Below are 23143 nucleotides of genomic sequence, written 5' to 3' on the forward strand. Positions count from 1 at the left end.
GTCGACCTTCCCCATGCAGCTGCTCGTGCTTCACGGCCCCAACCTCAACCTGCTGGGGCGCCGTGAGCCTGGGCTTTACGGGGTCAGCACCCTGGAAGCCATCAACGCGGCGCTGACGGCCCAGGCAGCGGCGCAGGGGGTGGACCTGGCCTGTTTTCAGAGCAACCACGAGGGTGCCCTCGTGGACCGCATCCACGAGGCAGCCGGCGTCTGCGACGGCATCGTCATTAACGCCGGTGCCTACACCCACACGTCGATCGCCATCCGTGACGCGCTGCTGGGGGTGGCGTTGCCCTTCGTGGAGGTGCACCTCAGCAACGTCCACGCCCGCGAGCCGTTCCGGCACCACTCCACCCTGGCCGACCGGGCGGTGGGCGTGGTCTGTGGCTTCGGGCCCGCCAGCTACAGCCTCGGCCTCGACGGCCTGGTGGCCCACCTGCGCGCCCAGGAGCCGGCATGAGCACCACCGCTTCCCTGCCGCTGGCGGCCGGCGTGTCCGTGGCCGCACCTGCCCGGGTGAAATGGCTGACGGCGCCCAGCAGCGACGCCTGGTTGGAGCAGGCCCTGGCCCACCCCGAGCTGCTGTTGATCGACCATGCCCACTGCGAACGCAAGGCGGCGGGCGTGGCGCTGCAGCTGATGTTCCGCTACCCCTCCGACGGGGAGCTGGCCGCGGTGCTCAGCCCCCTGGCCCGTGAGGAGCTCGAACACTTCGAGCGCGTGCAGGCCCTGCTGGAGCGGCGAGGCCATGCCCTGCGCGCCCTGGCAGCCCCGCCCTACGGCGCCGCCCTGGCCGGCCAGGTGCGGCGGGGCGAGCCGCAGCGCATGCTCGACAGCTTCCTGGTGGCCGGCCTGATCGAGGCCCGCAGCCACGAACGCATGGCTCTGCTGGCTGCCCACAGCCCTGATCCGGAGCTGGCGGCCCTCTACGGCGACCTGCTGGCCAGCGAGGCGCGCCACTTCGGGGTCTACTGGGTACTGGCCGAAGCGCGCTTCAGCCGCGAAGCCACAGTGGAGCGGCTGGAGCAGCTGGCGCTGGCGGAGGTTCAGGCCCTCACAGGAGTGTTGGCCGATCCAGGGCTGGTTCGGATGCACTCGGTGGGCGTGGCCTGAGCCTGCTGGGCTGCCGCTTCCGGCTCGCCTCGCCTCAGACCGCGGCCAGCAGTTCGTCGAGCAGGGGGAACCGTTCGGCGATGGCCTCACCGGTGAAGGTGGCCACCCACCCCTCCGGGTTGTCGAAGAAGCGCAGGGCGGCGAAGTGGGGCTCGGGCCCCATGTCAAACCAGTGGGGCGTGCCCGCCGGAACAGAGATCAGGTCGTTGCGCTCACACACCACCTGCAGCACCTCATCACCGAGGTGAAGGCAGAACAGGCCGCGCCCTTCAACGAAGAAGCGCACCTCGTCCTCGCTGTGGGTGTGCTCCGAGAGGAACTTCTGCCGCAGCGCCACCCGATCCGGATGGTCGGGCGTGAGGCGGATCGCATCGACCGTGGGATAGGCGCCGCTGCTCTGCAGTCGGGCGATCTCCTCGGCGTAGAGCGCCAGCAGCGCGTCGGCAGTGGTGGCCTCGCCAGTGGAGGCCCGGGCCGGCCAGCGCTCGAAGCGGATGCCGCGGGCCTCCAGCTCCTGGCGGATCCGGTCGCCGTCGCTGGTGCGCAACGTGGGCGGGCAGGGGGTGGCGTCAGGGGCGGCGTTGCCATCGCTGGGCAGTTGGTGAATGGCAAGCAGAGTCATCGGGGTGCGGCACGGGCGATGGCTCCAGCCTATGGAAGCCCTGCGGGCCGGAGGTGCGGGTGTGTTGCGGCGCCGCCGCAAGGCCTGAGCACGCCACTGGCGCGTGGCCCATGGGCTGAGCCGCTGGCGCCACGGCGTGATGGGATGAACCCCACGGATGTGGTGGCAGCACCCAATGAGCGAGGCCCCCTCGGTGCCCCCAGGCTCCCCCGGTTTTTCCGGTTTTCCCGGCCTGCCAGGCCTTCAAGGCCTGCCCGACCCCACCGGCGCCGCTGCCTTGCCGGGGCTCACGCTGGTGGGTGTGGGTCCGGGCGATCCGGATCTGCTTACCGTGGCGGCGGTGCGGGCAATCGCCGCTGCCGACCTGGTGGCCTACCCGGTGGCCCAGGCGGGTGGGGAGGGAATGGCCGCGGCGATCGCGGCGCCGTGGCTGAATCCGGAGCAGGCCACCTTGCCGCTGGTGTTTCCGATGGTGGCGGAGCCTGAGCCGCGCCGTCAGGCCTGGCGGGCTGCGGCTGAGGCGCTGGCGGCCGCGGTGGCCGCTGGCCGCCGGGTGGTGCTGCTCTGCGAGGGGGATGTGTCGCTCTATGCCAGCGCCTCGTACGTGCTGCTGGCTCTGCGCGATGCCCACCCCGCCTGCCCAGTGCGGCTCATCCCCGGCATCCCCGCCGTGGCAGCGGCGGCGGCCGCAGGCCACTGGCCTCTGGCCCTGCAGGGGCAGGGGCTGCTGGTGCGCCCCACGCCCGATGCGCCCGGGGTGCTCGATACCCTGCTCGACGCCATCGCCCTGGAGCCCCCGCAGGCGCGCACCGGCCTGGCCCTGCTCAAGCTGGGCCACCGCTGGAGCTGGGTGCGGCCCCTGCTGGAACGGCGCGGGCTCCTTGGGGACGCCCTGTTCGCCCAGCGGGTGGGCTGGCCCGATCAGCTGGTGGTGCCGGCCGATGCGGTGCCCTCCGAGCAGCGGCCCTACTTTTCGCTTCTGCTGATCCGATCCGGCTGGCCGTCGGTACTTCCCTAGCGCCGGCGCCCCTCGGCTGTGACAGCCTTTGGCTGGCTTCCCCACCCCCCACCACCTGCTCCATGACCCCGATCGACTGGTTCTCGCTGCTGCATCCGGTGCTGGTCATCCTGTTTGTGTATCCCGTGGTGGGTGCCACGATCCGCCTCGGCCTGCTGGCCCGTGAGCGCCGGCTCAAGATCCACCCACAGCCGCCCACCGTGGGGGTGGAGCACGCCGACCATGGCCGCTGGCTCACCGCCGGCATCGTGGTGGCGGTGCTGATCGCCCTCCTCTATTCCTTCATCAGCAAGTTCGTGGTGCCGGAACCCCCCTTCACTGGCGGGGCCGGACGTCTGGCGCTGCTGCTGCTGGTGAGTGCCGGCACCTTCGCGAGTCTGCTGGGGCTCTGGCGGGCGAAGAAAGCGCCGCTGCGGGCCAGCTTCGCCCTGCTCACCTGGGTGGGCCTGCTGGGCCTCGGCAGCCAGCCGGAGATCTGGCGCCTCAGCGACAACCCGCTCAGCCCTGCCTTCTGGAGCTCCCACTACTGGGCCGGCGTGCTGCTCACGGGCCTGATGCTGTTCTCGCTGGCCTCCAAGGCGGAGATCTTCCGCTCCCTGCGGATGCGTCGCCTGCACATCACCGCCAACGTGCTCGCCTCCGTGCTCTTTGCCGTGATGGCGATCACCGGCACCCGCGACCTGCTGGAAATCCCACTCAGCTGGCAGAAACCGGCGATCTATTCCTGCAACTTCGAGCTGCGCACCTGCCCAGCACCGGCCCAGTCAAGTGTTGACGCTCCTGCCCCGTCAGCCAACACAGCGACGGTGTCAGCCGCTGCCGCTTCCAGCAGTGCCCTGGCCTCCGCAGGGGTGGGCGCGCGCATCAGCTGATGGCGCAGTTGGGCGGCGCCGGCGAAGCCCTGGCAGGTCCAGCCCATGTGCTTGCGGGCGATCTGCAGGCCTTTCGCCCCTCGGTAGGCCACCAGCGCCTGCAGGTGCTCGGCCGCCAGGGCCAGCCGCTCGGCCGGCGAGGGGTCCGGTGGCACCGGCCGGCCGCTCAGGGCCGCGTCGATGCGGCCCACCAGCCAGGGGGCTCCCAGGGTGGCTCGCCCCACCATGACCCCATCGGCGCCGGTGATGGCCAGGCAGCGCAGGGCTTCTTCGGGGGAGGTCACGTCGCCGTTGGCGATCACGGGAATGCGCAGGGCCTGCTTCACCCGGGCGATGGCGGCCCAGTCGGCGCTGCCGGAGAAGCCCTGCTCCCGTGTGCGGCCGTGCAGGGTGAGCGCCTCGGCACCGGCTTCCTGCAGACCGAGGGCGAAAGCCACCGGATCGGCGCTGCTGCCGCACCAGCCCAGCCGCGTCTTCACCGTGACCGGCACGCGCACCGCAGCCGCCACCGCCGCCACGATCTCCGCCGCCAGCGCGGGCTCGCGCAGCAGGCCGCTGCCGCCGCCTTTGCGCGCCACCTTGCGCACCGGGCAGCCCATGTTGATGTCGATCAGGAAGGCGCCCGCCGCCTCCGCCCGCCGGGCGGCCTCGGCCAGGGCCTGGGGACGGTGGTCGAACAGCTGCACCGCGATCGGCCCGCTCTCGCCGGCCAGAGCCTCGAACTTCTCACTGCCGTGGCCCCGCTCCAGGCAGGTGGCGTGCACCATCTCCGTATAGAGGAGGGCGTCGGGAGCCCAACGGCGCACGAAGCCCCGAAAGATCTGGTCGCTCACCCCCGCCAGGGGCGACTGGAACACCCGGCAGCGGAGCTGGCGCGGCTGGCCGCGGCCCTGAAGCTGAAGTGGAAGCGGTGGCAGGGTCATCAGAGGTTCATCTTCCCGCTGCCCAGGGCCGCCCTGACCCGCCGAACAACTGCCTCGTTGACCCGCCCGACGACGGCCTCGCTGACCTGCTGACCCGCCGCCTCGCCATGACTGCCCCCTCCCCCCATCCGCTCAGTCTCCAGTTGCTGCAGCTGATCCTCGACGACCGCACCAGCGACCGCTTCGTCTGCGAACTGGTCTGGCAGCGGCTGGGCTACGCACCCGCTGACGGGCTGGTGGATGGGCTGGCTTTTGAGGCTGACGTCATGGCACAGCCCACCATCGGGGCAGAGGTCACCACCAGCGCCGCACAGGGGCCAGCGCCGTGGCGCGCCACCGCCGCCACACCGGACGACTGGGCCCTGGCCTACCCGCAGGCGCCGCCGCTGATCGCGGAGCGTCCGGCCAGTGTGCGGCTCACCCGCTCGATTGCCGCCGCCCACAAGCAACTGCTCAAACACCAGCTGGGCTTCGCCGGCTACCGCATCGGCGAGCTGTTTCCCCGCCGCACCCGCCGCGCCACGGCGGTGAACTGGCTGCTGGCTCACCTGGCCGAGCGGGGCGAACCGCTGCCGGACACAGGGCCGCTGCCACCGCTGCTGCCGCAGCCGGCCGATCCGGTGGCGGGGCACCCGGGAGATCTGCCGGTGCAGTAGCCGGCGGACCGCCCCCGAGCCATGCAGGCCCCGCCCGTTCAGATCCCCATCGCCACCCCATCGAGCCGGTGATCCACGCCGGCCTCCAGGCTGGTGCAGTGGCCGGAGTCGTCGCGATGGAGGCGCACCATCTGGGCACCCCCCTTGAAACCCACGAAGCCATAGGAATCGCCGAGCTGATGGCCGCGGGCCACCAGCTCGTGGCCCACGTCTGGATTGAACTGCGGATCGATGTGGACCGCACCGCTCTGCATGATCAGCTTGAAGCGCGGGGCATCCACGGCCTGCTGGGGATTCATGCCCAGATCGAGGGCGTTCACCAGGATCTGGGTGAGCCCCTGGGGATGGGCGTTGCCGCCGATCACGCCCATCACGAATTCAGGCAGCCCTTCGCGCAGCACCATCGCCGGCAGGATCGAATGGCGCGGCCGGTGGCCGGGTGCCAGGGCATTGGGATGGCCCGGCTGGCTGGAGAACTGGGCGGCCCGGTTGTTGAGCAGCACGCCCGTGTCGCCCGCCACCAGCCCGGAGCCGAACAGTCCGCTGATGCTGGTCATCAACGACACGGCGTTGCCCTCGCTGTCCACGGCGCACACGTAGCTGGTGTCGCCCGAATGGCCGCCCTGGGGCCGGGTGGCCGGCCGGGCCTGGGCCGTGATGCGGCGGCGGGCGGCGGCCAGTCCGTCCGGGCTGAGCTGCTGCCGCACCAGTTCGAGCATCGATGGGGTGGGCTCCCCCACCCCATCGATCGCCAGCTCAAAGCCGAGGCGGATCGCTTCGATCTCATGGTGCAGCCGCTCCGCCTCGTCCATCGCGGCGAGGGGCAGGCCATCGAGGAGGCCAAGCGCATGCAGAGCCACCACCCCCTGGGAATTGGGTGGCAGGCCCAGCACCTCCCGGCCGCGGTAGCCCACGCTCAGGGGCTCCACCCATTCGGCGCGGTGCTGCTGGGCGGCCACGTCGGCTGTGGTGCTGGGCACACCGCCCGCGCTGATCGTGGTGGCGATCGCCTCGGCCACGGGCCCTTCGTAGAAGCCCTGGCGGCCCTCCCGGGCCACGCGCTCCAGGGAGTCGGCCAGTTGCGGCAGGCGCATCAGCTGGCCCGGCTGCGGGGGGCTGCCATGGGGAAGAAACACCTCGCGAAGCTCCGATGAGGCGCTCTGCCCCAGCATCGCGGCGCCAACGGCCCAGAACCCCGCGATCGATTCGCCCACCGGGTAGCCCTGGCGCGCATAAGCGATCACCGGTTCCCACAGCTCCTGCAGCGACTGGGTGCCGAACCGCTCCAGCAAGGTGCACCAGCCATCCACGGCGCCGGGAATGGTGACCGAGGCCGCGCCGTGCTCCGGCATCAAGGGGCGCGCTCCGATGCGCTCGAGGCTGGCGCCGCTCGGGGCCATGCCGCTGCCATTGAGACCCAGCACCCGCTGGTCCTGTGCCGACCACACCAGCACCATGGTGTCGCCGCCGAGGCCGCTCATCATCGGCTCGGCCAGCGCCAGCATCCCGGCCATGGCTACCGCGGCATCGGCGGCGTTGCCGCCCTGCTCCAGCACCCGCAGGCCCACGCGGGTCACCAGCGGCGAGCTGGAGGTGACCATGGCATGCCCGGCAAACACGGGCGAGCGGCGATGAAGAAAGGCAGGGTTGGCCATGGCAGCGCGCGGCTCTGGCGGTCAGGCCGCAGTCTGGTGTGGGTGGCGCCTCCGCCACAGCGGCTCAACGGTGTTGAAAGGTTCGAACGTGCAAGGTTCCTGCTTCCAGGTCTCGGAGTTGCGGGGTGACGCCGCCAACACTTCTCCAGGCCGGCCACAGCTGAGTCAGCCTGTAAGGTCGAAAAGAGATCGTTGATCGGGATATTACGTTTTGGCGCTACCAGTCGTCGCCGTCATCGGGCGCCCCAACGTGGGCAAATCCACTCTGGTGAACCGGCTGTGCCGCAGCCGGGAGGCAATCGTCCACGACGAGCCCGGTGTCACGCGTGACCGCACCTACCAGGAAGGGTTCTGGGGCGATCGGACCTTCAAGGTGGTCGACACCGGCGGCCTGGTGTTCGACGACGACAGTGAGTTTCTCCCGGAGATCCGCGAACAGGCCAACCTTGCTTTAGCCGAAGCGGTGGTGGCCGTGGTGATCGTCGATGGCCAGGCGGGGGTCACGGCGGCAGATGAATCGATCGCCGAATGGTTGCGCGGCCAGAACCGGCCGGTGCTGCTGGCGGTGAACAAGTGCGAGTCGCCCGATCAGGGCCTGGCGATGGCCGCCGACTTCTGGGGCCTGGGCCTGGGTGAGCCGTTTCCGATCTCGGCCATCCATGGTGCCGGCACCGGCGATCTGCTCGACAAGGTGATCGAATTCCTGCCTCCCGCTGACGCGGAGGAAACGGAGGAGCCGATCCAGCTGGCGATCATCGGCCGGCCGAATGTGGGCAAATCCAGCCTGCTCAATGCCATCTGCGGTGAGCCCCGGGCGATCGTCAGCCCGATCCGCGGCACCACCCGCGACACGATTGACACCACGATCGAGCGGGAGGGTCGTCTCTGGAAACTGCTCGACACCGCCGGCATCCGCCGCCGCCGCAGTGTCAGCTACGGGCCCGAATACTTCGGCATCACCCGCAGCTTCAAGGCGGTGGAGCGCAGCGACGTCTGTGTGCTGGTGATCGACGCACTCGATGGGGTGACCGAACAGGATCAGCGCGTGGCGGGCCGCATCGAGGAAGACGGCCGCGCCTGCGTGATCGTGGTGAACAAGTGGGATGCGATCGAGAAGGATTCGCACACCATGACCGCGATGGAAAAGGATCTGCGGGCCAAGCTCTACTTCCTCGACTGGGCACCGATGCTGTTCACCTCCGCTCTCAACGGTCAGCGGGTGGAGAGCATCTTCTCGCTGGCCCTGCTGGCGGTCGAGCAGCACCGGCGCCGCGTCACCACCTCGGTGGTGAATGAAGTGCTGCAGGAGGCCGTGAGCTGGCGCTCGCCGCCCACCAGCCGCGGTGGCCGCCAGGGCCGGATCTATTACGGCACCCAGGTGGCGGTGCGGCCACCGAGTTTCACCCTGTTCGTGAACGATCCCAAGCTGTTCGGCGACACCTACCGCCGCTACGTGGAGCGGCAGATCCGGCAGGGTCTGGGCTTCGATGGCTCGCCGATCAAGCTGTTCTGGCGCGGCAAGCAGCAGCGCGACGCCGAGAAGGAACAGGCGCGTCAGCAGGCTCGTTCCGCCACCCCGTGAAGCGGCTCCACTTCCTGCAGCACTGAATGGACTGGCTGAAGCAGCTCCCGATCGGCCAGTACGTCGATGGTGACAGCGGCTGGCTGCGCCGCGTCGATGCGCGCCTCAAGCTCGCCTGGACCCTGGCGTTCCTGATCACACCGATCCTGTCCGGCCCCGTCTGGCGGCTGGCGCTGGTGGGGGCGTTGCTGCTGATCACGGCGCTCTGCGGGCTGCCGTGGCGGCTGTGGCGCCGCAACCTGCCTCTCCTGCTCGCCCTCAGCCTGCTGGTGGGGCTGCTCTCTGCCTTGCTGCCGGCCGGTGGCGCGGGCACTGCTCAGCTCTCGCGCGATCCGGCCGAGCTGCGCCTGGCGCCGGCGCCGCCGGGGGCACCGCCGGTCGAACGCAGCGGTGAGCCCTGGGAGGTGCTGCGCTGGGGGCCCGTGCAGCTGGGGCCGCTGCCGCTGGGCCCACTGGTGATCAACCGCCGCTCGGCGGAACTCGGCCTCAACAGCGCCACCCTGCTGTTCACCCTCATCCACAGCGCCAACCTGCTGCTGCTCACCACGCCGCCGGAAGAACTGGTATGGGCGCTCAGCTGGGGCCTCACCCCCCTGGGCCGGCTGGGGCTGCCGGTGGAGCGGCTCGGCTTCATCCTGCTGCTGGCGTTGCGCTTCCTGCCCCTGGTGCAGGAGGAACTGCAGAACCTTCTGCGCTCGATCGCCACCCGGGCACTCAACCTGCGGCGACTGGGCTGGAAGGGAGTGCTGGGGCTGGGGCTGGCGGTGGCGGAACGGCTGCTGGCCAACGTGTTGCTGCGCGCCGAGCAGGGGGCCGATGCGCTGGTGGCCAGGGGCGGCCGCTGGGTGCCGCCGCAGCAGCTGCGGCTGGGGGTGCCCGTGGCCCGACGTCTGAATCTCATGGCCTGCTTGCTGCTGCTCCTGCTGCTTGGGCTGCGGTGGCAGTACGGTGCGCTGTGATTGGTAGCCGAACAAACCATCAGTGAGCGCTGAGTCGAGTACCGAGCGATATCTCAACCATCCCACCTTCGGGCTCCTTTACTGGGTGGCACCGGCCGGAGAGGGCCGCGATCTGTTCGCCACCCTTTACGCCCAGCGGATGTTCTTCCTGGTCACGGCGCAGCCGCGCGGCGCCCATTTCGAGGTGATTCCGCTGATGGATGCCCGCCACTACGCCGAGCAGAACCTGGCGCGGGCCCGGCGTGACCGCAGCGAAAAACTCGGCCACTGGCGCCAGCTGTTCGACCAGACCTTCATCTGAGATGGGCGCTGACGCTCCAGCGGCCCTGGCGTTGCGGTGGCAGGCCCTGCAGGAGCAGCTGCCGTCCGGTTCCCGCCTGCTGGCGGTGAGCAAGGGGCAGCCGGCCGAGCGCATCCGCGACCTGGCCGCGCTCGGGCAGCGCAGCTTCGGCGAAAGCCGCCTGCAGGAGGCCGAGGCCAAGCAGCTGGAGCTGGCGGATCTTCCCCCCCTGGATTGGCACTTCATCGGTCGCCTGCAGGCCAACAAAGCCCGTGGGGTGCTGCGCCACTTCGGCACCATCCACTCGCTCGACAACCTGCCGCTGGCGCTTCGCCTGCAGCGCATCGCCGCCGAGGAGGGCCTGCAGCCGCGGGTGTTCCTGCAGGTGAAGCTGCTGCCCGATCCAACCAAGGCCGGGTTTGAGCCCGAGGAGCTCGACCAGCTCTGGCCCCAGTTGCAGGCGCTGGCGCCGTTGCAGGTGGTCGGCCTGATGACGATCGCGCCGCTTGGGTTGGATGCAGCCGGTAGCCGTGCCCTGTTCAGCTCCTGCGCCGCGCTGGCGGCCCGGCTGGGGGTGCCGGAGCTGTCGATGGGCATGAGCGGCGACTGGCGCGAGGCGGTAGCGGCCGGCAGCACCTGGGTGCGGCTCGGCTCGGTGTTGTTCGGCCCCCGTGGGGCCTGACCGGGGCCCCACGGGGACTTCGGGGCCGCCCCGGGCCTGCGCAACGCGCTTGCCCCGGCCAATCACGGCGGGGGCCTGAGGCCGCCTTCGCTGGGGGCGGTGGGGGCGTTCGCCACCCGGCGGAAGCATGAATCCAGTGATTTCAAGGGTTGCGACCAGTTGCAACTGGGAGCGTGGGACGCTATTCAGGTACTGACCTCACGAAGGAACCAAAGGTGTCGTTGTTCTCCCGCCTCCGTGCCGTCGTCTCCGGTGACGACTATCTCGATGGCGAGTACGACGAACTTGACTACGACCCCGGTGACGACCAGGCCCAGACCGCCCAGTCGCGCGCCACGCAGGTCGGTAGCAGCAGCGCCCTGGCCCTGTCCTCCCCCTTCGGCTCCGACGACCTCTTCCCCGGCAGCAATGTGATCGGCATGCCGGGCCTGTCGGCAACGGCCGCGGAGGTGACCCTGATGGAGCCCCGCAGCTTCGATGAGATGCCCCGTGCCATCCAGGCCCTGCGTGACCGCAAGACCGTGATCCTCAACCTCACGATGATGGAGCCGGATCAGGCCCAGCGGGCCGTGGATTTCGTGGCAGGCGGCACTTTCGCCATCGACGGCCACCAGGAGCGGGTGGGCGAAAGCATCTTCCTGTTCGCGCCCAGCTGCGTCACGGTCACCACCGCCTCGATGGAGGAGCCCTCCTCTCCCACCATCGTTTCCACCCGCGACACCGGCTCCGATGCCGATGCGGCCCCCAGTCCGGCCTGGGGCCGCTCCGACTTCGCCGTCGGCGGCTGAGCACGTCTCCTGAGCACGTTTCCCGCCACCGCCACCGGTCCATGACCGAGCACGCCGGGGCCTCTGAGCCCCTCCTGTCGGGCCTCGGGATCATTGGCCTGGGGCAGATGGCCCAGGCCTTGCTGCTGCCGCTGCTGGAGCAGGGGGATGTTCGTTCTGCTGCCGTGCGGGCGGTGGTGGCCAGCCCTGCCTCCGCCGAGCGGCTCCAGCAGCAGTTGCAGGTGGCTGTCTCTGCCGCCGCCGATGGGCAGGCGGCTGCGGCCTGGCAGGCGCCGGTGGTGCTGCTGGCCGTCAAGCCGCAACAGCTCGCGGCGGCGGCCACGGCGGCTGCAGATGCGGCGGCGGCAGTTCGAGCGGCACACAGCCGATCAGGGGCGTCCGCCGCGGCATCGGCCACACCCCCAGCTTCTGGTTCAGCAGCCTCCGCCTTCCCAGCAGCGCCCTCAGAGCACGGTGACGCCTTCGCAGCCTCCTCCTCAGAGGACGGCTCCACATCCCAAGGGCACCGCGACGAGTGCCCCCTGCTGATTTCCGTGCTGGCGGGGGTCAGCCTGGCTCGCCTGCAGGCGTCATTTCCCGGCTGGCGCGTGGTGCGGGCGGTGCCGAACACTCCCTGCCTGGTGCGGGCCGGCATCACTGGACTGGCCTGGGGAGAGCAGCTCAGCGATGGGCAACGTCACTGCGTGCGCCAGCTGTTCGGCCGGGTGGGGCAGGTGCTGGAGCTGCCGGAGCCTCAGCTCGATGGGCTGCTGGCGGTGGCCTCCTCCGGGCCGGCCCTGATGGCGGTGGTGATCGAAGCCCTCGCCGATGGCGGCGTGGCCGCCGGCCTGCCGCGGGCGCTGGCTCAGGAGCTGGCGCTCGCCATGACGGGTGGCACCGTGGCGTTGCTGCAGCAGAAGGGCCTGCATCCCGGCCAGCTCAAGGACATGGTGAGCAGCCCGGCCGGCACCACGATCACGGCTCTGCGCCAGCTGGAGCGGGGCTCGGTGCGTTCGGCACTGATCGAGGCGGTGCTGGCGGCCGCTGAACGCAGCCGGGCGCTGGGCTGAAGCGGCGCCCGGTTCTCGGCTCCAGGCTCTCAGCTCCTGCCTCAGGTCGGGGTGTTGGGTTTGTCTGCGCCGATGCGTGGCTCGGTGCCGTCCATGATCCGGGCCAGGTTGCTGCGATGGCGCCACAGCACCAGCACGGTGGTGAGCAGGGCAAGGGCCAGATAGGCGGGCCGCAGCCCGGTGCCGGCGCTCTGGAAGGAGCCCAGCATCAGCAGCGGCAGGCCCACCGCCGCCACCACGCTGGAGAGCGACACGATGCGGGTGAGGGTGAGGGTGACGAGGAACAGCCCGAAGCTGGCCAGCCCCACCGCGGGCACCAGACCGAGCAGCACGCCCAGCCCGGTGGCCACGGCCTTGCCCCCCCGCCAGCCCAGCCACACCGGCCAGATGTGGCCGGCAAGGGCCGCCAGCCCCGCCGCCACCACCCAGGCATCGCCGGCCGCGGAGACGCCGAGTGGCTCCACCACCGCCTTGGCCAGCAGCACGGCGGCCGTTCCCTTCAGCACATCCACCAGGAACACCACCAGCGCCGGGCCCTTGCCCACCTGGCGCAGCACGTTGGTGGCGCCGGTGGAGCCGGAGCCCAGCTGGCGCAGATCGACGCCGGCGCACCATCGCCCCGCCAGCCAGCCGCTGGGGATCGAGCCGAGCAGGTAGCCCGCCAGCAGCACGGACAGGATCAGCAAGGGATTCACAGAAGCTCCTCGTCGATGGCCAGTTCCGCTGGAGTGGCGGCGAAGGCGAGCCAGAGCGGGAACTGCAGCACCGGGACGTCGACCACCTGTTCGGCCGCATCGATCACGATGAACGGCAGCTCGCCGCGCTCCTCGAGCCGGTCGGCGCGCTCGATCAGGGCATCAGGCCGCTCGAACAGCACCACGCCGCTGTTGGGCCCGAAATCTTCACGGCTGAGCCCGAGGCAATCCTGCAGGCCGCGGCGCCATTCCCCCAGCCGCTCCGGCTGGCCGGCCAGCACCAGGGTCTGGAAGCGCTCGCCGTAGAGCTCGCCGAGGATCGCCACCGCCGCCGCCACCGTGAGCGCATTGCGGCTGCGGCTGCCGGCGCTGGCGTGGGCGCCACGCCCGCCCTGATAGAGGAACCACTCCTCCAGCAGAGCCGCGGCAGGGGCTTCCAGGCTGCGGCGCAGTTTCCAGGGATCGGCGTAGAAATCGGGCTGGCCCTGGAAGCGCTCCAGCTGGCTGCGGATCAGGTCTTCGTCCTCGCTGAACAGCCCCGCCGCCGCCGGGGCGGAAGGGGCAGCCGCGGCGGCCACTTCCGCCGGCTGATCCAGTGGCGAGGGCTGCAACACCACCGGCTGCACCACCAGCTCCATCTGCTCGGCCTGGCCGGCCAGATCCTGCAGCGCCACCACCAGGTAGTCCTGGAAGCCCTTCAGGCGCCGGGCGATCGCATCGGCCTGACCATCAAAGCTGCTCACCAGGCTCTTCTGCAGCTGGTTGCGGCGGGTTTCCAGCTCCTGGATCTCCGCCTCCAGTGCCGCGCGCCGCTCCTGCAGCTCCCTGAGGGCGAGCGCCTGCCAGGGCTCGAATGGCTTGGCTACAGGGGCCGGGTCGGCCGCAGGCGAGGGCTCGGCCGCAGGCGGTTCAGGCACGCTCAGGGGCGGCGGGGATTGGTCCGGCGGCACGCTGGGATCGGTCATGGCGAGGTGCTGACGTGCAGCTCCAGTTGTTGGCGCAAGGTGGTGGCATCAAACAACACCGGCAGCAGGTGAATGCTGCGCTGTTCACGGAAATAGAACAGCACCGGCACCGGGTTCCAGAACACGGTCCAGGCGATCCATTCGTCGTAGGGGAAGCGGCGCAACAGCGTGGACTGACGCCACACCAGCAGGGCATCGCCGCTGAACTGCAGGCGCAGCAGCACGGCCTGCAGCAGCAGGAACAGCCCGAACAGCACCACCACGCCGCTGAGCCACAGCGCCCCCGACCACAGCGGCAGCAGGGCCAGGCCAGCCAGCCCGAGCACCACCACCCCCAGCGGCACCCCGTAGCGGGGTGCGAGCACCGTTCCGGCGGCGGGATCGAGCGTGGCGGCGGGGGAGGTCATGGCGGCGGCGGAGAGAGGCGGAGGTTCCATGCTGGGCAGCCGGCGGCCTAAGCGCCAAACAGCAGCTGGGTGAGCAGCACATCCATCAGGCTGACCGTGACCAGAATCATCACCACGGCGCCGGTGGTGCTGGTGCCCACCTCCTTAGGGCCGCCGCGTGTGGTGAGGCCCCAGCCGCAGGCGATCACGGCGATCTGCAGGCCGAACACCACCGCCTTGATCAGCATCGAGGGCAGGTCGCTGGCGGTCATCCAGCTGCGCACGGAATTCCAGAACACGGTGGGCGGGATCGAGAAGAGAAAGGTGCTGCTCACCTGGCCCGACCAGACCCCCACCACGAAGAACACCAGGCACTGCACCGGGGCCATCACCACCATCGCCAGCACCCGCGGCACCACCAGGTACTCCACCGGATCGGTCCGCAGCATGGTGATGGCGTCGATCTGCTCGGTCACCTTCATGGTGCCGATCTGGGCGGCGTAAGAAGTGGCCACCTTCCCGGTGAGCAGGGTGGCGGTGAGCAGCGGTGCGATCTCGCGCGCCAGCCCCACCGAAAGGATGCCTCCCACGGCCACGCTGGCCCCCTGCTTGGTGAGCTCTGCCGCCACCTGGATGTTGAACACGGTTCCTGCAGCTAGCGCCGTGATGAACACGATCAGAAAGCTGCCGGGCCCTGCCTCCAGCAGATGCTCGAACAGGTCGTTGACGTTGATGCGCCCCCTGCCGATCGCCGCCACGGTCTGGCCGCCGATCAGGCAACTGCTGCCGAGGCGGTTGAGCCAGCGCGGTGACTTCATGGCTGGGCCTGAAGCAGGTGGGCGCCACGCTCAGGCCAGCGCCGCATCACGATCAGCCCCAGCACCACCAGCGTGGCGGGGATCAGGCCCATGCACAGGCGGATCGCGATCAGGGCCGTGTCGGGTTGGACGATGCCCCTGGCCGCCACGTAGCCACTCAGGCTCATCAGGTTGCCGAAGAAGAACAACGCCAGGCTGATGCAGATCTTCTGGGTGAACACCATCCAGGCGCTGTAGAGGCCGGCGGGCTTTTCAGGATCGGCGTCGATGGCATCCGGCAGCAGCGCCCAGGGGATCAGGTAGGCGGTGGAGGCGCCCAGACCCACCACCAGGATGGCCACCAGCAGCGCCACCAGCCGCAGCCCGTTCATCCAGGAGCCCACGGGCGAGAGGTCGGGATCGAGGGGGATCAGCAACATGGCGAGCAGGCATCCGCCGATCCAGAGCGCCGTGCCCCGGTGCAGCGCCTGGATGCGACCGTAGCGGTGGGAGAAGCGGTTCCAGATCTGCAGCCCCACGAGAGTGCTGATCTGAAAGGGCAGCAGGATCCAGTTGCTCCAGCTCTCCGGCAGCCGCATCACCACCGGCAGGTAGATGAGGGCGGCGGTCTGCATGATCTGCAGCGCGCACCAGAGCATCAGGTAGAGGCCGAGCACCTTGATGAAGCGACCGTTCTCGCGCACCCGGCGCAGCATGCGGCGGGTGGACCCTTGCTGGCTGTTGGGCCGCTGGCAGTGGCGGGCCGCCGGGGCGATCCCCCAGGCGCAGACCAGGGTGAACACCGCGATGATGCTGCCCGACAGCACGCCCACCTTGAAGTAACTGCCGGGGTCCTGGTGGTTCTGGAGCAGCAGCCCTCCCAGCACGATGCCCACCAGCCCGGCGATGATCGAGCCGGTGAACCGCGCCGTGTTCAGGCGGGTGCGCAGGCCGGTGTCGGTGGTGAGCTCGGCCGCGAGGGCGGAGTAGGGCAGGTTGACGCAGGTGTAAAGGCTGTTGGCCACCACCGAGATGGCCAGGAAGATGCCGAACTTCACCCAGAGGCTTCCGGGCGGAAGCCACCACATCATCGCCATGGCGATCCCGAGCGGAATGGCGCTCCAGAGGATCCAGGGCAGGCGCGGGCCCCAGGGGCTGCGGGTCTTATCGCTGAGCCAGCCCACCACCGGATCGTTGATGGCATCCCAGAGGCGGGCCAGCATCAGCACCAGCCCCGCCATCCAGGCGGGCAGCCCGGCGGCGGCGGTATAGAAGATGAACAGGTAGAAGCCGATCAGCGACGCCGCCATGCCGGTGCCCGCATCGCCGAGGCCATAGGCCACCAACATGCGGCGCTGGAACCCCCTGGGTGCATCGATGGCGTCACTGACGCCGGTGGTGGAGCTCATGGCCGCAGGGTTGGCGGAAGGGACGACCGGATCAGGAACAACGGTCAACGGCCGGTGGCTTCACGCAGGCCATAATGCTTCAGCCGCAAAGGCAGTGGCACCGTGGGCCACACCAGGACGGCAACCGAGTGATACACCTGTATCCCTGCGGGCGTAGTTTAGTGGTAAAACCTCAGCCTTCCAAGCTGATGATGCGGGTTCGATTCCCGCCGCCCGCTTTCTTTTCACCAAGCTTCTTCTCTGTTCGGCAGGCTTCCTGGCTGCTCAGCAGAACGCCGGGCTGTTTTCCCCTTCGTCCGCCATGCCCGGCGATGGGGAAAGGGACGGCGCGGGCGGAGGCAGGGCGGCCAGGGGCGGCGCGGAATTGTTGTCTTTGAAGGTGGCGGCGATGGTGGCGAAGCGATCGGCTACCTGGCGGAAGGCTTCCACGATCACAGGATCGAATTTTCGGCCGACCTGGCTTTCGATGAAGCGGGTGGCTTCCTCATGGGAGAAGGCCTCCTTGTAGAAGCGTTTGGAGATGAGGGCGTCATACACATCGGCCACGGCCATCAGACGGGCGGACAGGGGGATGGCTTCTCCTTGCAGCCCCTCGGGATAGCCGCTGCCGTCCCAGTTCTCATGGTGGTAGTGGGCGATCTCGCGGGCATAGCGCAGAAAGCTGCTGGGGACATCCAGCAGACCTTCTGCTTGCGCAATGATGTGGGAACCCAGCTCCGAATGCTTCTTCATCACCGTGAATTCTTCAGGGGTGAGCTTGCCTGGCTTCAGCAGGATGTGATCAGGAATGCCCACTTTGCCGATGTCATGAAGCGGTGTGGATTTATAGAGCAACTCGATCATCTCTTTGTTTAGCTGGCTGGCGTATGGGGAGTGCCGGTGTAAGTGCTCAGCCAGAATCTTCATGTAGTTCTGGGTGCGGCGCAGGTGCATTCCGGTTTCGCTGTCGCGGGTTTCCGCCAGTGATGCCATCGCCAGGATCGTGACGTCCTGAACCTTCTGGACCTCGCGGGTCTGGCGCTCCACTTCCTCGCGCAGGTAACGGTTGTGATCAGAGAGGAGGTCGCTGGCGCGCTTCAGGGCCACATGGGTGGACACTCTGGCCAGCACGATGTCGGGGGAGAAGGGCTTGGTGATATAATCCACGCAGCCATCAAGAAAGCCTCGCTTCTGATCAACTTCCTGGTTCAGCGCTGTGAGGAAGATCACAGGAATGTCCTGAGTGGCGGGATCAGCCTTGAGCCGTAGGCATACCTCATGGCCATCAAGATCCGGCATCATGATGTCCAACAGAATCAGATCCGGCTGGGGCGTCTGCAGGGCCAACTCCAAGGCAAGTCCGCCACTGGTGGCCAGGCGCACTTTGTACAGCCCACGCAGCAGGCCGTTCATCACCTGCAGGTTTTCCGGCGTGTCATCCACCACCAGCACGGTGGGCTTGCTTTGCCCAAGGCTGTCGGCGAGATGGGTCATGGATCAGGCCTGCAGCAAGGGAGGAACGCGTTGTTGCACGGCCCTGCGCGCCGCCGAGAAATCAAAGCGCATCAGCTCCGCGGCCATGCGCTCAAAGCCCGCCGATCCCAGGGTCGTGATCAGGGCCTCGCGGTGCTGGCTGATGAATTCCAGGGCTTCCCCATCAAAGGCGGCCAGCAGAGCATCGAGCTGCCCCAGCAGGTGCTGCTGCTCCAGGCTCAGCACTGCTGTTGCCGGCCCTTCCTGTGAGGGGGCGGTGCCCTCTGCCGGCTCCATCGCGAAGGCCGCGCGGATGCACGCCATGGTGAGCTGCAGCTGAACCTCAAAGGTCTGCCTGGTGTGGCTGTGGCAGAGCTGCTGGTTGAGTTCGAGCTCCAGCCGCGTGGCGGCCTCCGCCAGGGAGGTGGCCCCCAGATTGGCGGACGCCCCTCTGAGGGAGTGCACGATCAGTGCCGCCTCCTTCAGATTGTTGCTGTTAAGGGCGGCCTCCAGCCGCTGGGCCGCATCCGCCTGGCTGTGCACCAGGCTCTGCAGCAGCTGACAGTAAAGAGCGCGGTTGCCAGCCACCCGCTTGAGCGCTCCGGGCAGATCAAAGCCTTCCAAGGCCAGTCGATTCAGCTGCGGACCTCCCTGTTCCGCACCATTCAGCTCCGAGCTATCCAGTCCCGGATTCTGCGGCCGTGATTCTTCATCGGCTGGCGCGGGCTGGGGGACGGCCGGCTGGGCAGAGGCTGGAGCTGGTTCACCTGGGCCCTGACAGTGGCGGCCGCTCCAGTGGTGCAGCCGTTCGTAGAGGTGGTCCGGATCGATCGGTTTGGTGATGAGGTCCTGCATGCCGATGCGCATGCAACGGTCGCGCTCCTGCCGCATGGCGTGGGCGGTCATGGCGAGCACGGGTAGCTGCTGCCAGCGGGCATCGGCACGGAGGCGACGGGTGCATTCCCAGCCATCCATTTCGGGCATGTTCAGATCCATCAGCACCAGGTCGCAGGGGGGAAACGGCTGCTGCTCCAGCCAGGCCAGAGCCTCCACACCATTGCTGGCGCCGCTCACCTCCACACCGGCCATGGTGAGCAACTCAGAAACGATCTGCTGATTGATCGGGTGATCCTCCACCACCAGTACCTTCAGGCCTTGCAGACCCCACGCCAACTCCTGGCCCTGTGTGGAGGCTGACGCCGCCGCCGCCGATCCCGCGCTGTCGCCGCCATCGAACATGGCAGTGAGATGGTCCATCAGCTCAGAGGAGCGGACCGGCTTGCACAGGATTCCATCCAGCAGCCCCGGAGGGGTGAGCTGGCAGGCGTCTTCGCCGCCGTAGGCCGTGATCAGCAAGATCCTCGGCTGCTGGATCCCCGGGTTGGCGCGGATGTCTGCGGCCACCTGCAGGCCATCCAGCTGATCGCCGAGTTGCCAATCCAGCAGGACCAGGCCATAGGGCTGCTGGTGGGCGTTGGCTTCGTGCACCATGGCCAGGGCTTCGGCGCCGCTGCCAGTGGCATCACAGCGCAGGGGGAGTGGGTGCAGCAGTTGCGTGATCACCTCACGGGCCAAGGGGTTGTCATCCACCACCAGCACGCGCATCTGGCCCAGGGCCTCCGGCAACGCCTGCGGAGTGGCGCAAGCACCGAGACGAAAACGGCAGCGGGCAGTGAAACAGGACCCCTCACCAGGCACGCTGTTCACCGCGATGGAGCCGTCCATCAGCTCCAGCAACCGCTGGCAGATGCTCAGGCCCAGGCCGGTGCCGCCGTACCGGCGCGTGGTGGACAGCTCTGCCTGGGTGAAGGGCTGGAACAGGTTGCCCATCTGGGCTTCGGTCATGCCGATGCCGGTGTCCTGCACGCGGAACACCAGCTCCACCTCCAGCTGCTGAGGTTGCTGTTCGCCGACGCTCACCTGCAGCTGGATCTGGCCCTGCTCAGTGAACTTGGCGGCATTGGAGAGCAGGTTGAGCAGCACCTGGTTGAGGCGCAGCGGATCGCCGTTGAGGCAGGTGGGTACGTCGTCGTCGACGCGGAAGAGGAGTTCGACGCCCTTGGCGAAGATCATGTCGGCGATCAGGGTGGCCACATCGGAGAGCACCGCATCGAGCTGAAAATCGACGGCCTCAAGCGTGACTTTGCCGGCCTCGATCTTGGAGAAATCAAGGATGTCGTTGATGATCCCCAGTAACCCCTGGCCTGCGTTGCTGATTTTCTGCAGGTAGTCGCGCTGGTGCGGGTTGAGCCCCGTTCGCAGCGCCAGATGCGACAAGCCGATGATCGCGTTCATGGGTGTGCGCAACTCATGGCTCATGCGCGAGAGGAACTCGCTCTTAGCCCTGTTCGCCTCCTCCGCCTCCTGGCGCGCCTGCTCCAGCTGGATTTTCTGGGCGCGCAGGCGGGTGATGTCTTCCCCGGAGCCCAGAAGAGCGATCGGTTGGCCCTCAGCGCCATCAAGCAGGCTCAGGTGCCAACGCATCAAGCGGGTGCCGCGTTGGTTGGTGCAGACGCGGTACTCCAACGCTCCCTCTGGGGGAAGCCTGGAGGCGGCCGCCTCGTTGAGCCAGCGGCGCAGCAAGGGCTGATCCGCGGGATCCACCACATCGGTGAGCCAGTTGAGGCCGCTCCAGGAATCGGAGGCGATGCCGATCAGCGCACAGCCGTTGCTGTTGAGCAGGGTGACGCGGCCCTCGAAATCAAGCGCCAGCAGGGTGGTCTGCGCCGTCTGGATGTAAGCGTGCAGTTGCTCCTTGGTGTTGCGCAGGTTGCTGGTGCGCTCCTTGATGCGCAGGGCCAGCGCATTGATGGTGCTGGCCAGGGAGGCGATCTCATCGTGGCCTCTCACCACCACCGGGGTGAGGCTGGCTTCATCGGCAGGATCGAACCCCTGAATCGCCTGGTGCAGCTTCTGGATCGGACCTGCAAGGCGCCGGCCGAGCGCCACGCCGGCCATCGTCACCAGGATGGCGGTGGTCGCCAGCAACATGAGCAACTGCTGGGTGAGCAACTGGCTGTCGAGCCGTGGTTCTGCCTCGGGGATGGTGACGAGCACCGCCACATCGCTCTGCGGGATCTGCCGCCAGGCACCGAGCTTCAATGTGCCGCTGCCGGTGCGCAGGTAGCCGGCCCCGCCGTTGCCCAGTTGGCGCTCCGAAAACGTCAGACCACCGCTCAAAGAAGGTTGGTAGCTCAGAGCCTCGGAGTCCTTGGTGGCCTGCCCCATCGGCACGGAGAGGAACTGCCACCCGTCGCCCCGGCGTTGTTCGATCACCAGATCCGCCTCAGCGCCGTGACTCAGTCGCTCATAACGCCTGTTGATCACCTCGCGGAAGGAGGCGGCCTCCAACCGCCCCACCAGCAGCAGATTCTGATTGGCGTGGTCCTTGAGCGGCACGGCCATCCAGGTGGCTGGTTCCTCCGTGCAGGGATCCTGCTTGAGGGGCAGCACCGTCAGGTGGCTCCAGGTTCCCATTCCTTCCACCAGCTTGTTGAGGCCGCAGTTACGCAGGAGCGGACCCGCCAGCGACTTGCCGATCAGGGCGAGATTCACCGCTGCGCCGATGACCCGGCCTGAGCCGCGATCGATCAGCAGCAGTTCTTCAAAACTGAGCCGGGAAGCCTGCTGTGCCAAAATCCGCTGGGGCGGGACGGGCTGCCGATGGAGTTCCATAGCCAACGCATCAAGCTCGAGGCCCTTGCTGGTGAGTATGGCCTGCAACTGCTCCACCTTGCCGTTGGCCATCTGCTCGGTGGCATCCAGGTGGTGGCTGAGGATGCGCTCCCGGTAGGCGCTGAGCGCCACCACCTGGGAGAACAGCATCGGGGTGAGACCCACACCAAGCAGCAGCACGGTGAGCCGGCTGGAGAGCGTGAGGGTGCCAAACCGCTCACGCCAGGTCTGGACGGTGCGGACCGGCCGTGTCATTTCAGAGCGAGATCAATCGGCTCCGTGCTCACCCTCGGCAGGGGCACGCGGCCACGGATCAAACCCAGCTGCTTCTGCACGGCGAGCACGAAGGCCAGGTTGCGTTCGAGCTTGCCGCCGGGCAACAGCATGGGCCGCTGCTCCGAGAGTGAGAGATAGAGAAGGCCTTTTTCCCATTCGCGAAACACCTCAACTCTCACACCCTGTCGCTTGGCCATGATTTCCTGCGCTTCGGGATCGCGATCCGCCAGATCGTGGGCCTGCTGCCACGCCCGCACTAGGCGCCCTAGCACTTTCACGTTGGTGCGGTAGTACTGCGGATCCACCACAAGCACATCAAAAATTTCACCGGGAATCTCTGCACTTGTGAAGGCCGTGACGGCCTCGCCGCCGTCCAGGACCGCATCACTGAAGGGAGGGTAGAAGGCCGCCCCGTCGATCTGCCCGCTGACGAGACGGCGCCCCATGTCGGCCAGGGGCACAGCCACGATGCGTACATCGGCGAGGCTCATGCCATGACGGGCCAGGGCCCGGCTCAATACAAATGGGCCGAGGGTGCTGGGGGTGACGGCCACGCGCTTGCCCCGCAGGGCCGCGATCGTGCCGAGCGAGCGGCGCACGGCCACTTTGTCGCCACCACGGGATTCATCAAGGATCAGCACCACCACCGGGCAGCGTTTTGGCTGGCGGCTGCAGATGTCCACGGCTTCCACCGTGGTGAGCTGGGCGATCGGGAAACGGCCCTCTTCAAAGGCCTTGACAATCTCAGGCGGATCGGGAAAGCCCAGGGTGTCGATCAGAAGCCCCGCCTTCTGATCCAGCTGCTTTTCGTGGGCGAGGTGGAAGTACTGAAAGCCAGCCCAACTGGCAATTGGAATGGTGACGCGATCCGCTGCCTGGCAGCCGGTCACGCCGATGGCAAGGGCTGCAAGTGCCGAGAGCACTCGACGCAGGAACACGATTTGAGTCACTTATAGACTTAAACCTATTCGGACCCTGCTTGAAAAGCTGTTCATCCATCGTGAAAAGAGTGAGCTGAGGCAGAGGCCAGCCCAGCGCCCATAGGCTCAATCGCAGTGTGCGCTTCCCCGATGGCTCCCGACTCCTTCCAGTACGAGCCACTCGAGCGCTTCGGCGAGGGGCTTACCACCCGCCGGCCCTGGAACACGGCGGCCCTGGCCGGGGTGGAACTGCTCAATGGCCGCGTGGCCATGCTCGGCTTCGCGGCGGCCCTGATCGGTGAGGCGATCACCGGCCTGGGGCCCGCCGGCCAGTTGCTGGCGCTGCTGCGCTGGTATCTGCGCTGAGGC

Annotated in this window: 22 protein-coding genes, 1 tRNA gene and 1 pseudogene; 13 read left to right on the plus strand and 11 right to left on the minus strand. The window is 68.3% G+C overall.

Features of this window, described 5'->3' with window-relative positions; translation table 11 throughout:
- Positions 1-13 precede the first annotated feature (13 nt).
- Positions 14-460 (plus strand): type II 3-dehydroquinate dehydratase, encoded by a 447-nt coding sequence (aroQ, locus tag ACXMDP_RS04270; protein WP_259729901.1) that lies wholly within the window; start codon positions 14-16, stop codon positions 458-460.
- Complete coding sequence (gene miaE / locus ACXMDP_RS04275) at positions 457-1113, plus strand: tRNA-(ms[2]io[6]A)-hydroxylase (protein ID WP_259729902.1); 657 nt, start codon at positions 457-459, stop codon at positions 1111-1113. The genes aroQ and miaE overlap by 4 nt, the downstream gene beginning before the upstream one ends.
- A gap of 34 nt (positions 1114-1147) precedes the next feature.
- Here miaE and ACXMDP_RS04280 read toward each other — a convergent pair whose 3' ends face one another.
- Entirely contained in the window at positions 1148-1735 is a 588-nt protein-coding gene (locus ACXMDP_RS04280; RefSeq protein ID WP_259729903.1) for a 1,2-dihydroxy-3-keto-5-methylthiopentene dioxygenase, read from the minus strand.
- Between the two features lie 295 nt (positions 1736-2030).
- Here ACXMDP_RS04280 and ACXMDP_RS04285 point away from each other — a divergent pair, with 295 nt between their 5' ends.
- Complete coding sequence (locus tag ACXMDP_RS04285; RefSeq protein WP_259729975.1) at positions 2031-2753, plus strand: precorrin-2 C(20)-methyltransferase; 723 nt, start codon at positions 2031-2033, stop codon at positions 2751-2753.
- Between the two features lie 62 nt (positions 2754-2815).
- A pseudogene (locus tag ACXMDP_RS04290) lies at positions 2816-3385 on the plus strand (DUF4079 domain-containing protein); the annotation flags it as partial.
- An 86-nt stretch (positions 3386-3471) separates the two neighbouring features.
- Here the strand turns inward: ACXMDP_RS04290 and dusB are convergent.
- Positions 3472-4548, minus strand: a complete 1077-nt coding sequence (gene dusB, locus ACXMDP_RS04295; RefSeq protein ID WP_255099994.1) for a tRNA dihydrouridine synthase DusB — start codon at positions 4546-4548, stop codon at positions 3472-3474.
- 107 nt (positions 4549-4655) lie between these two features.
- Here dusB and ACXMDP_RS04300 point away from each other — a divergent pair, with 107 nt between their 5' ends.
- Positions 4656-5204: a DUF1823 family protein gene (locus ACXMDP_RS04300; protein ID WP_259729904.1), complete on the plus strand. Its 549-nt coding sequence runs from the start codon at positions 4656-4658 to the stop codon at positions 5202-5204.
- A 38-nt stretch (positions 5205-5242) separates the two neighbouring features.
- Here the strand turns inward: ACXMDP_RS04300 and ACXMDP_RS04305 are convergent, their stop codons facing one another.
- Positions 5243-6859 (minus strand): gamma-glutamyltransferase family protein, encoded by a 1617-nt coding sequence (locus tag ACXMDP_RS04305; protein WP_259729905.1) that lies wholly within the window; start codon positions 6857-6859, stop codon positions 5243-5245.
- 211 nt (positions 6860-7070) lie between these two features.
- On the opposite strand from ACXMDP_RS04305, the gene der reads away from it, so the two are divergent.
- The 6 genes from der to ACXMDP_RS04335 all read left to right on the plus strand — a co-directional run bounded on the left by der (position 7071) and on the right by ACXMDP_RS04335 (position 12199).
- Positions 7071-8441, plus strand: coding sequence for a ribosome biogenesis GTPase Der (der, locus tag ACXMDP_RS04310; protein ID WP_259729906.1), 1371 nt, complete (start codon positions 7071-7073; stop codon positions 8439-8441).
- A gap of 26 nt (positions 8442-8467) precedes the next feature.
- Positions 8468-9400 carry an energy-coupling factor transporter transmembrane component T family protein gene (locus ACXMDP_RS04315; protein WP_259729907.1) on the plus strand — a complete coding sequence of 311 codons (933 nt, stop codon included), beginning with the start codon at positions 8468-8470 and terminating at the stop codon, positions 9398-9400.
- A gap of 22 nt (positions 9401-9422) precedes the next feature.
- Complete coding sequence (locus ACXMDP_RS04320) at positions 9423-9701, plus strand: PipX family protein (RefSeq protein ID WP_094510037.1); 279 nt, start codon at positions 9423-9425, stop codon at positions 9699-9701.
- A 1-nt stretch (position 9702) separates the two neighbouring features.
- Positions 9703-10362, plus strand: coding sequence for a YggS family pyridoxal phosphate-dependent enzyme (locus ACXMDP_RS04325; protein WP_259729908.1), 660 nt, complete (start codon positions 9703-9705; stop codon positions 10360-10362).
- 215 nt (positions 10363-10577) lie between these two features.
- Complete coding sequence (locus ACXMDP_RS04330) at positions 10578-11150, plus strand: cell division protein SepF (RefSeq protein WP_259729909.1); 573 nt, start codon at positions 10578-10580, stop codon at positions 11148-11150.
- A gap of 41 nt (positions 11151-11191) precedes the next feature.
- Positions 11192-12199 carry a pyrroline-5-carboxylate reductase family protein gene (locus ACXMDP_RS04335; protein ID WP_259729910.1) on the plus strand — a complete coding sequence of 336 codons (1008 nt, stop codon included), beginning with the start codon at positions 11192-11194 and terminating at the stop codon, positions 12197-12199.
- Positions 12200-12240: 41 nt separating this feature from the next.
- Here the strand turns inward: ACXMDP_RS04335 and plsY are convergent, their stop codons facing one another.
- The 5 genes from plsY to ACXMDP_RS04360 are packed head-to-tail and all read right to left on the minus strand — an operon-like array spanning position 12241 to position 16451.
- Positions 12241-12894, minus strand: coding sequence for a glycerol-3-phosphate 1-O-acyltransferase PlsY (plsY, locus tag ACXMDP_RS04340; RefSeq protein ID WP_255140542.1), 654 nt, complete (start codon positions 12892-12894; stop codon positions 12241-12243).
- Positions 12891-13859 (minus strand): DUF3086 domain-containing protein, encoded by a 969-nt coding sequence (locus ACXMDP_RS04345; protein WP_259729911.1) that lies wholly within the window; start codon positions 13857-13859, stop codon positions 12891-12893. Before ACXMDP_RS04345 ends, plsY begins: the two co-directional genes overlap by 4 nt.
- Positions 13856-14296: a DUF3119 family protein gene (locus ACXMDP_RS04350; protein ID WP_259729912.1), complete on the minus strand. Its 441-nt coding sequence runs from the start codon at positions 14294-14296 to the stop codon at positions 13856-13858. Before ACXMDP_RS04350 ends, ACXMDP_RS04345 begins: the two co-directional genes overlap by 4 nt.
- Before the next feature lie 17 nt (positions 14297-14313).
- A complete protein-coding gene (locus ACXMDP_RS04355; protein WP_259729913.1) occupies positions 14314-15063 on the minus strand; it encodes an MlaE family ABC transporter permease in 750 nt (249 codons plus the stop codon).
- Positions 15060-16451, minus strand: coding sequence for an MFS transporter (locus ACXMDP_RS04360; protein ID WP_259729914.1), 1392 nt, complete (start codon positions 16449-16451; stop codon positions 15060-15062). The genes ACXMDP_RS04355 and ACXMDP_RS04360 overlap by 4 nt, the downstream gene beginning before the upstream one ends.
- 147 nt (positions 16452-16598) lie before the next feature.
- Between ACXMDP_RS04360 and ACXMDP_RS04365 the strand changes: the two genes are divergently transcribed.
- Positions 16599-16669: transfer RNA gene (locus tag ACXMDP_RS04365), tRNA-Gly, on the plus strand.
- 46 nt (positions 16670-16715) lie between these two features.
- Here ACXMDP_RS04365 and ACXMDP_RS04370 read toward each other — a convergent pair.
- The 3 genes from ACXMDP_RS04370 to ACXMDP_RS04380 are packed head-to-tail and all read right to left on the minus strand — an operon-like array spanning position 16716 to position 22744.
- Positions 16716-17924, minus strand: coding sequence for a response regulator (locus ACXMDP_RS04370; protein ID WP_259729915.1), 1209 nt, complete (start codon positions 17922-17924; stop codon positions 16716-16718).
- Positions 17925-17927: 3 nt separating this feature from the next.
- Complete coding sequence (locus ACXMDP_RS04375) at positions 17928-21833, minus strand: response regulator (protein WP_259729916.1); 3906 nt, start codon at positions 21831-21833, stop codon at positions 17928-17930.
- On the minus strand, positions 21830-22744 hold the full coding sequence (locus ACXMDP_RS04380; protein WP_457767086.1) for an ABC transporter substrate-binding protein: 915 nt from the start codon (positions 22742-22744) through the stop codon (positions 21830-21832). The genes ACXMDP_RS04375 and ACXMDP_RS04380 overlap by 4 nt, the downstream gene beginning before the upstream one ends.
- Before the next feature lie 180 nt (positions 22745-22924).
- Between ACXMDP_RS04380 and ACXMDP_RS04385 the strand changes: the two genes are divergently transcribed.
- Positions 22925-23140, plus strand: coding sequence for a chlorophyll a/b-binding protein (locus tag ACXMDP_RS04385; RefSeq protein ID WP_094510060.1), 216 nt, complete (start codon positions 22925-22927; stop codon positions 23138-23140).
- The last annotated feature ends 3 nt before the right edge of the window (positions 23141-23143 follow it).

The sequence above is a fragment of the Cyanobium sp. ULC065 genome (assembly GCF_977927515.1).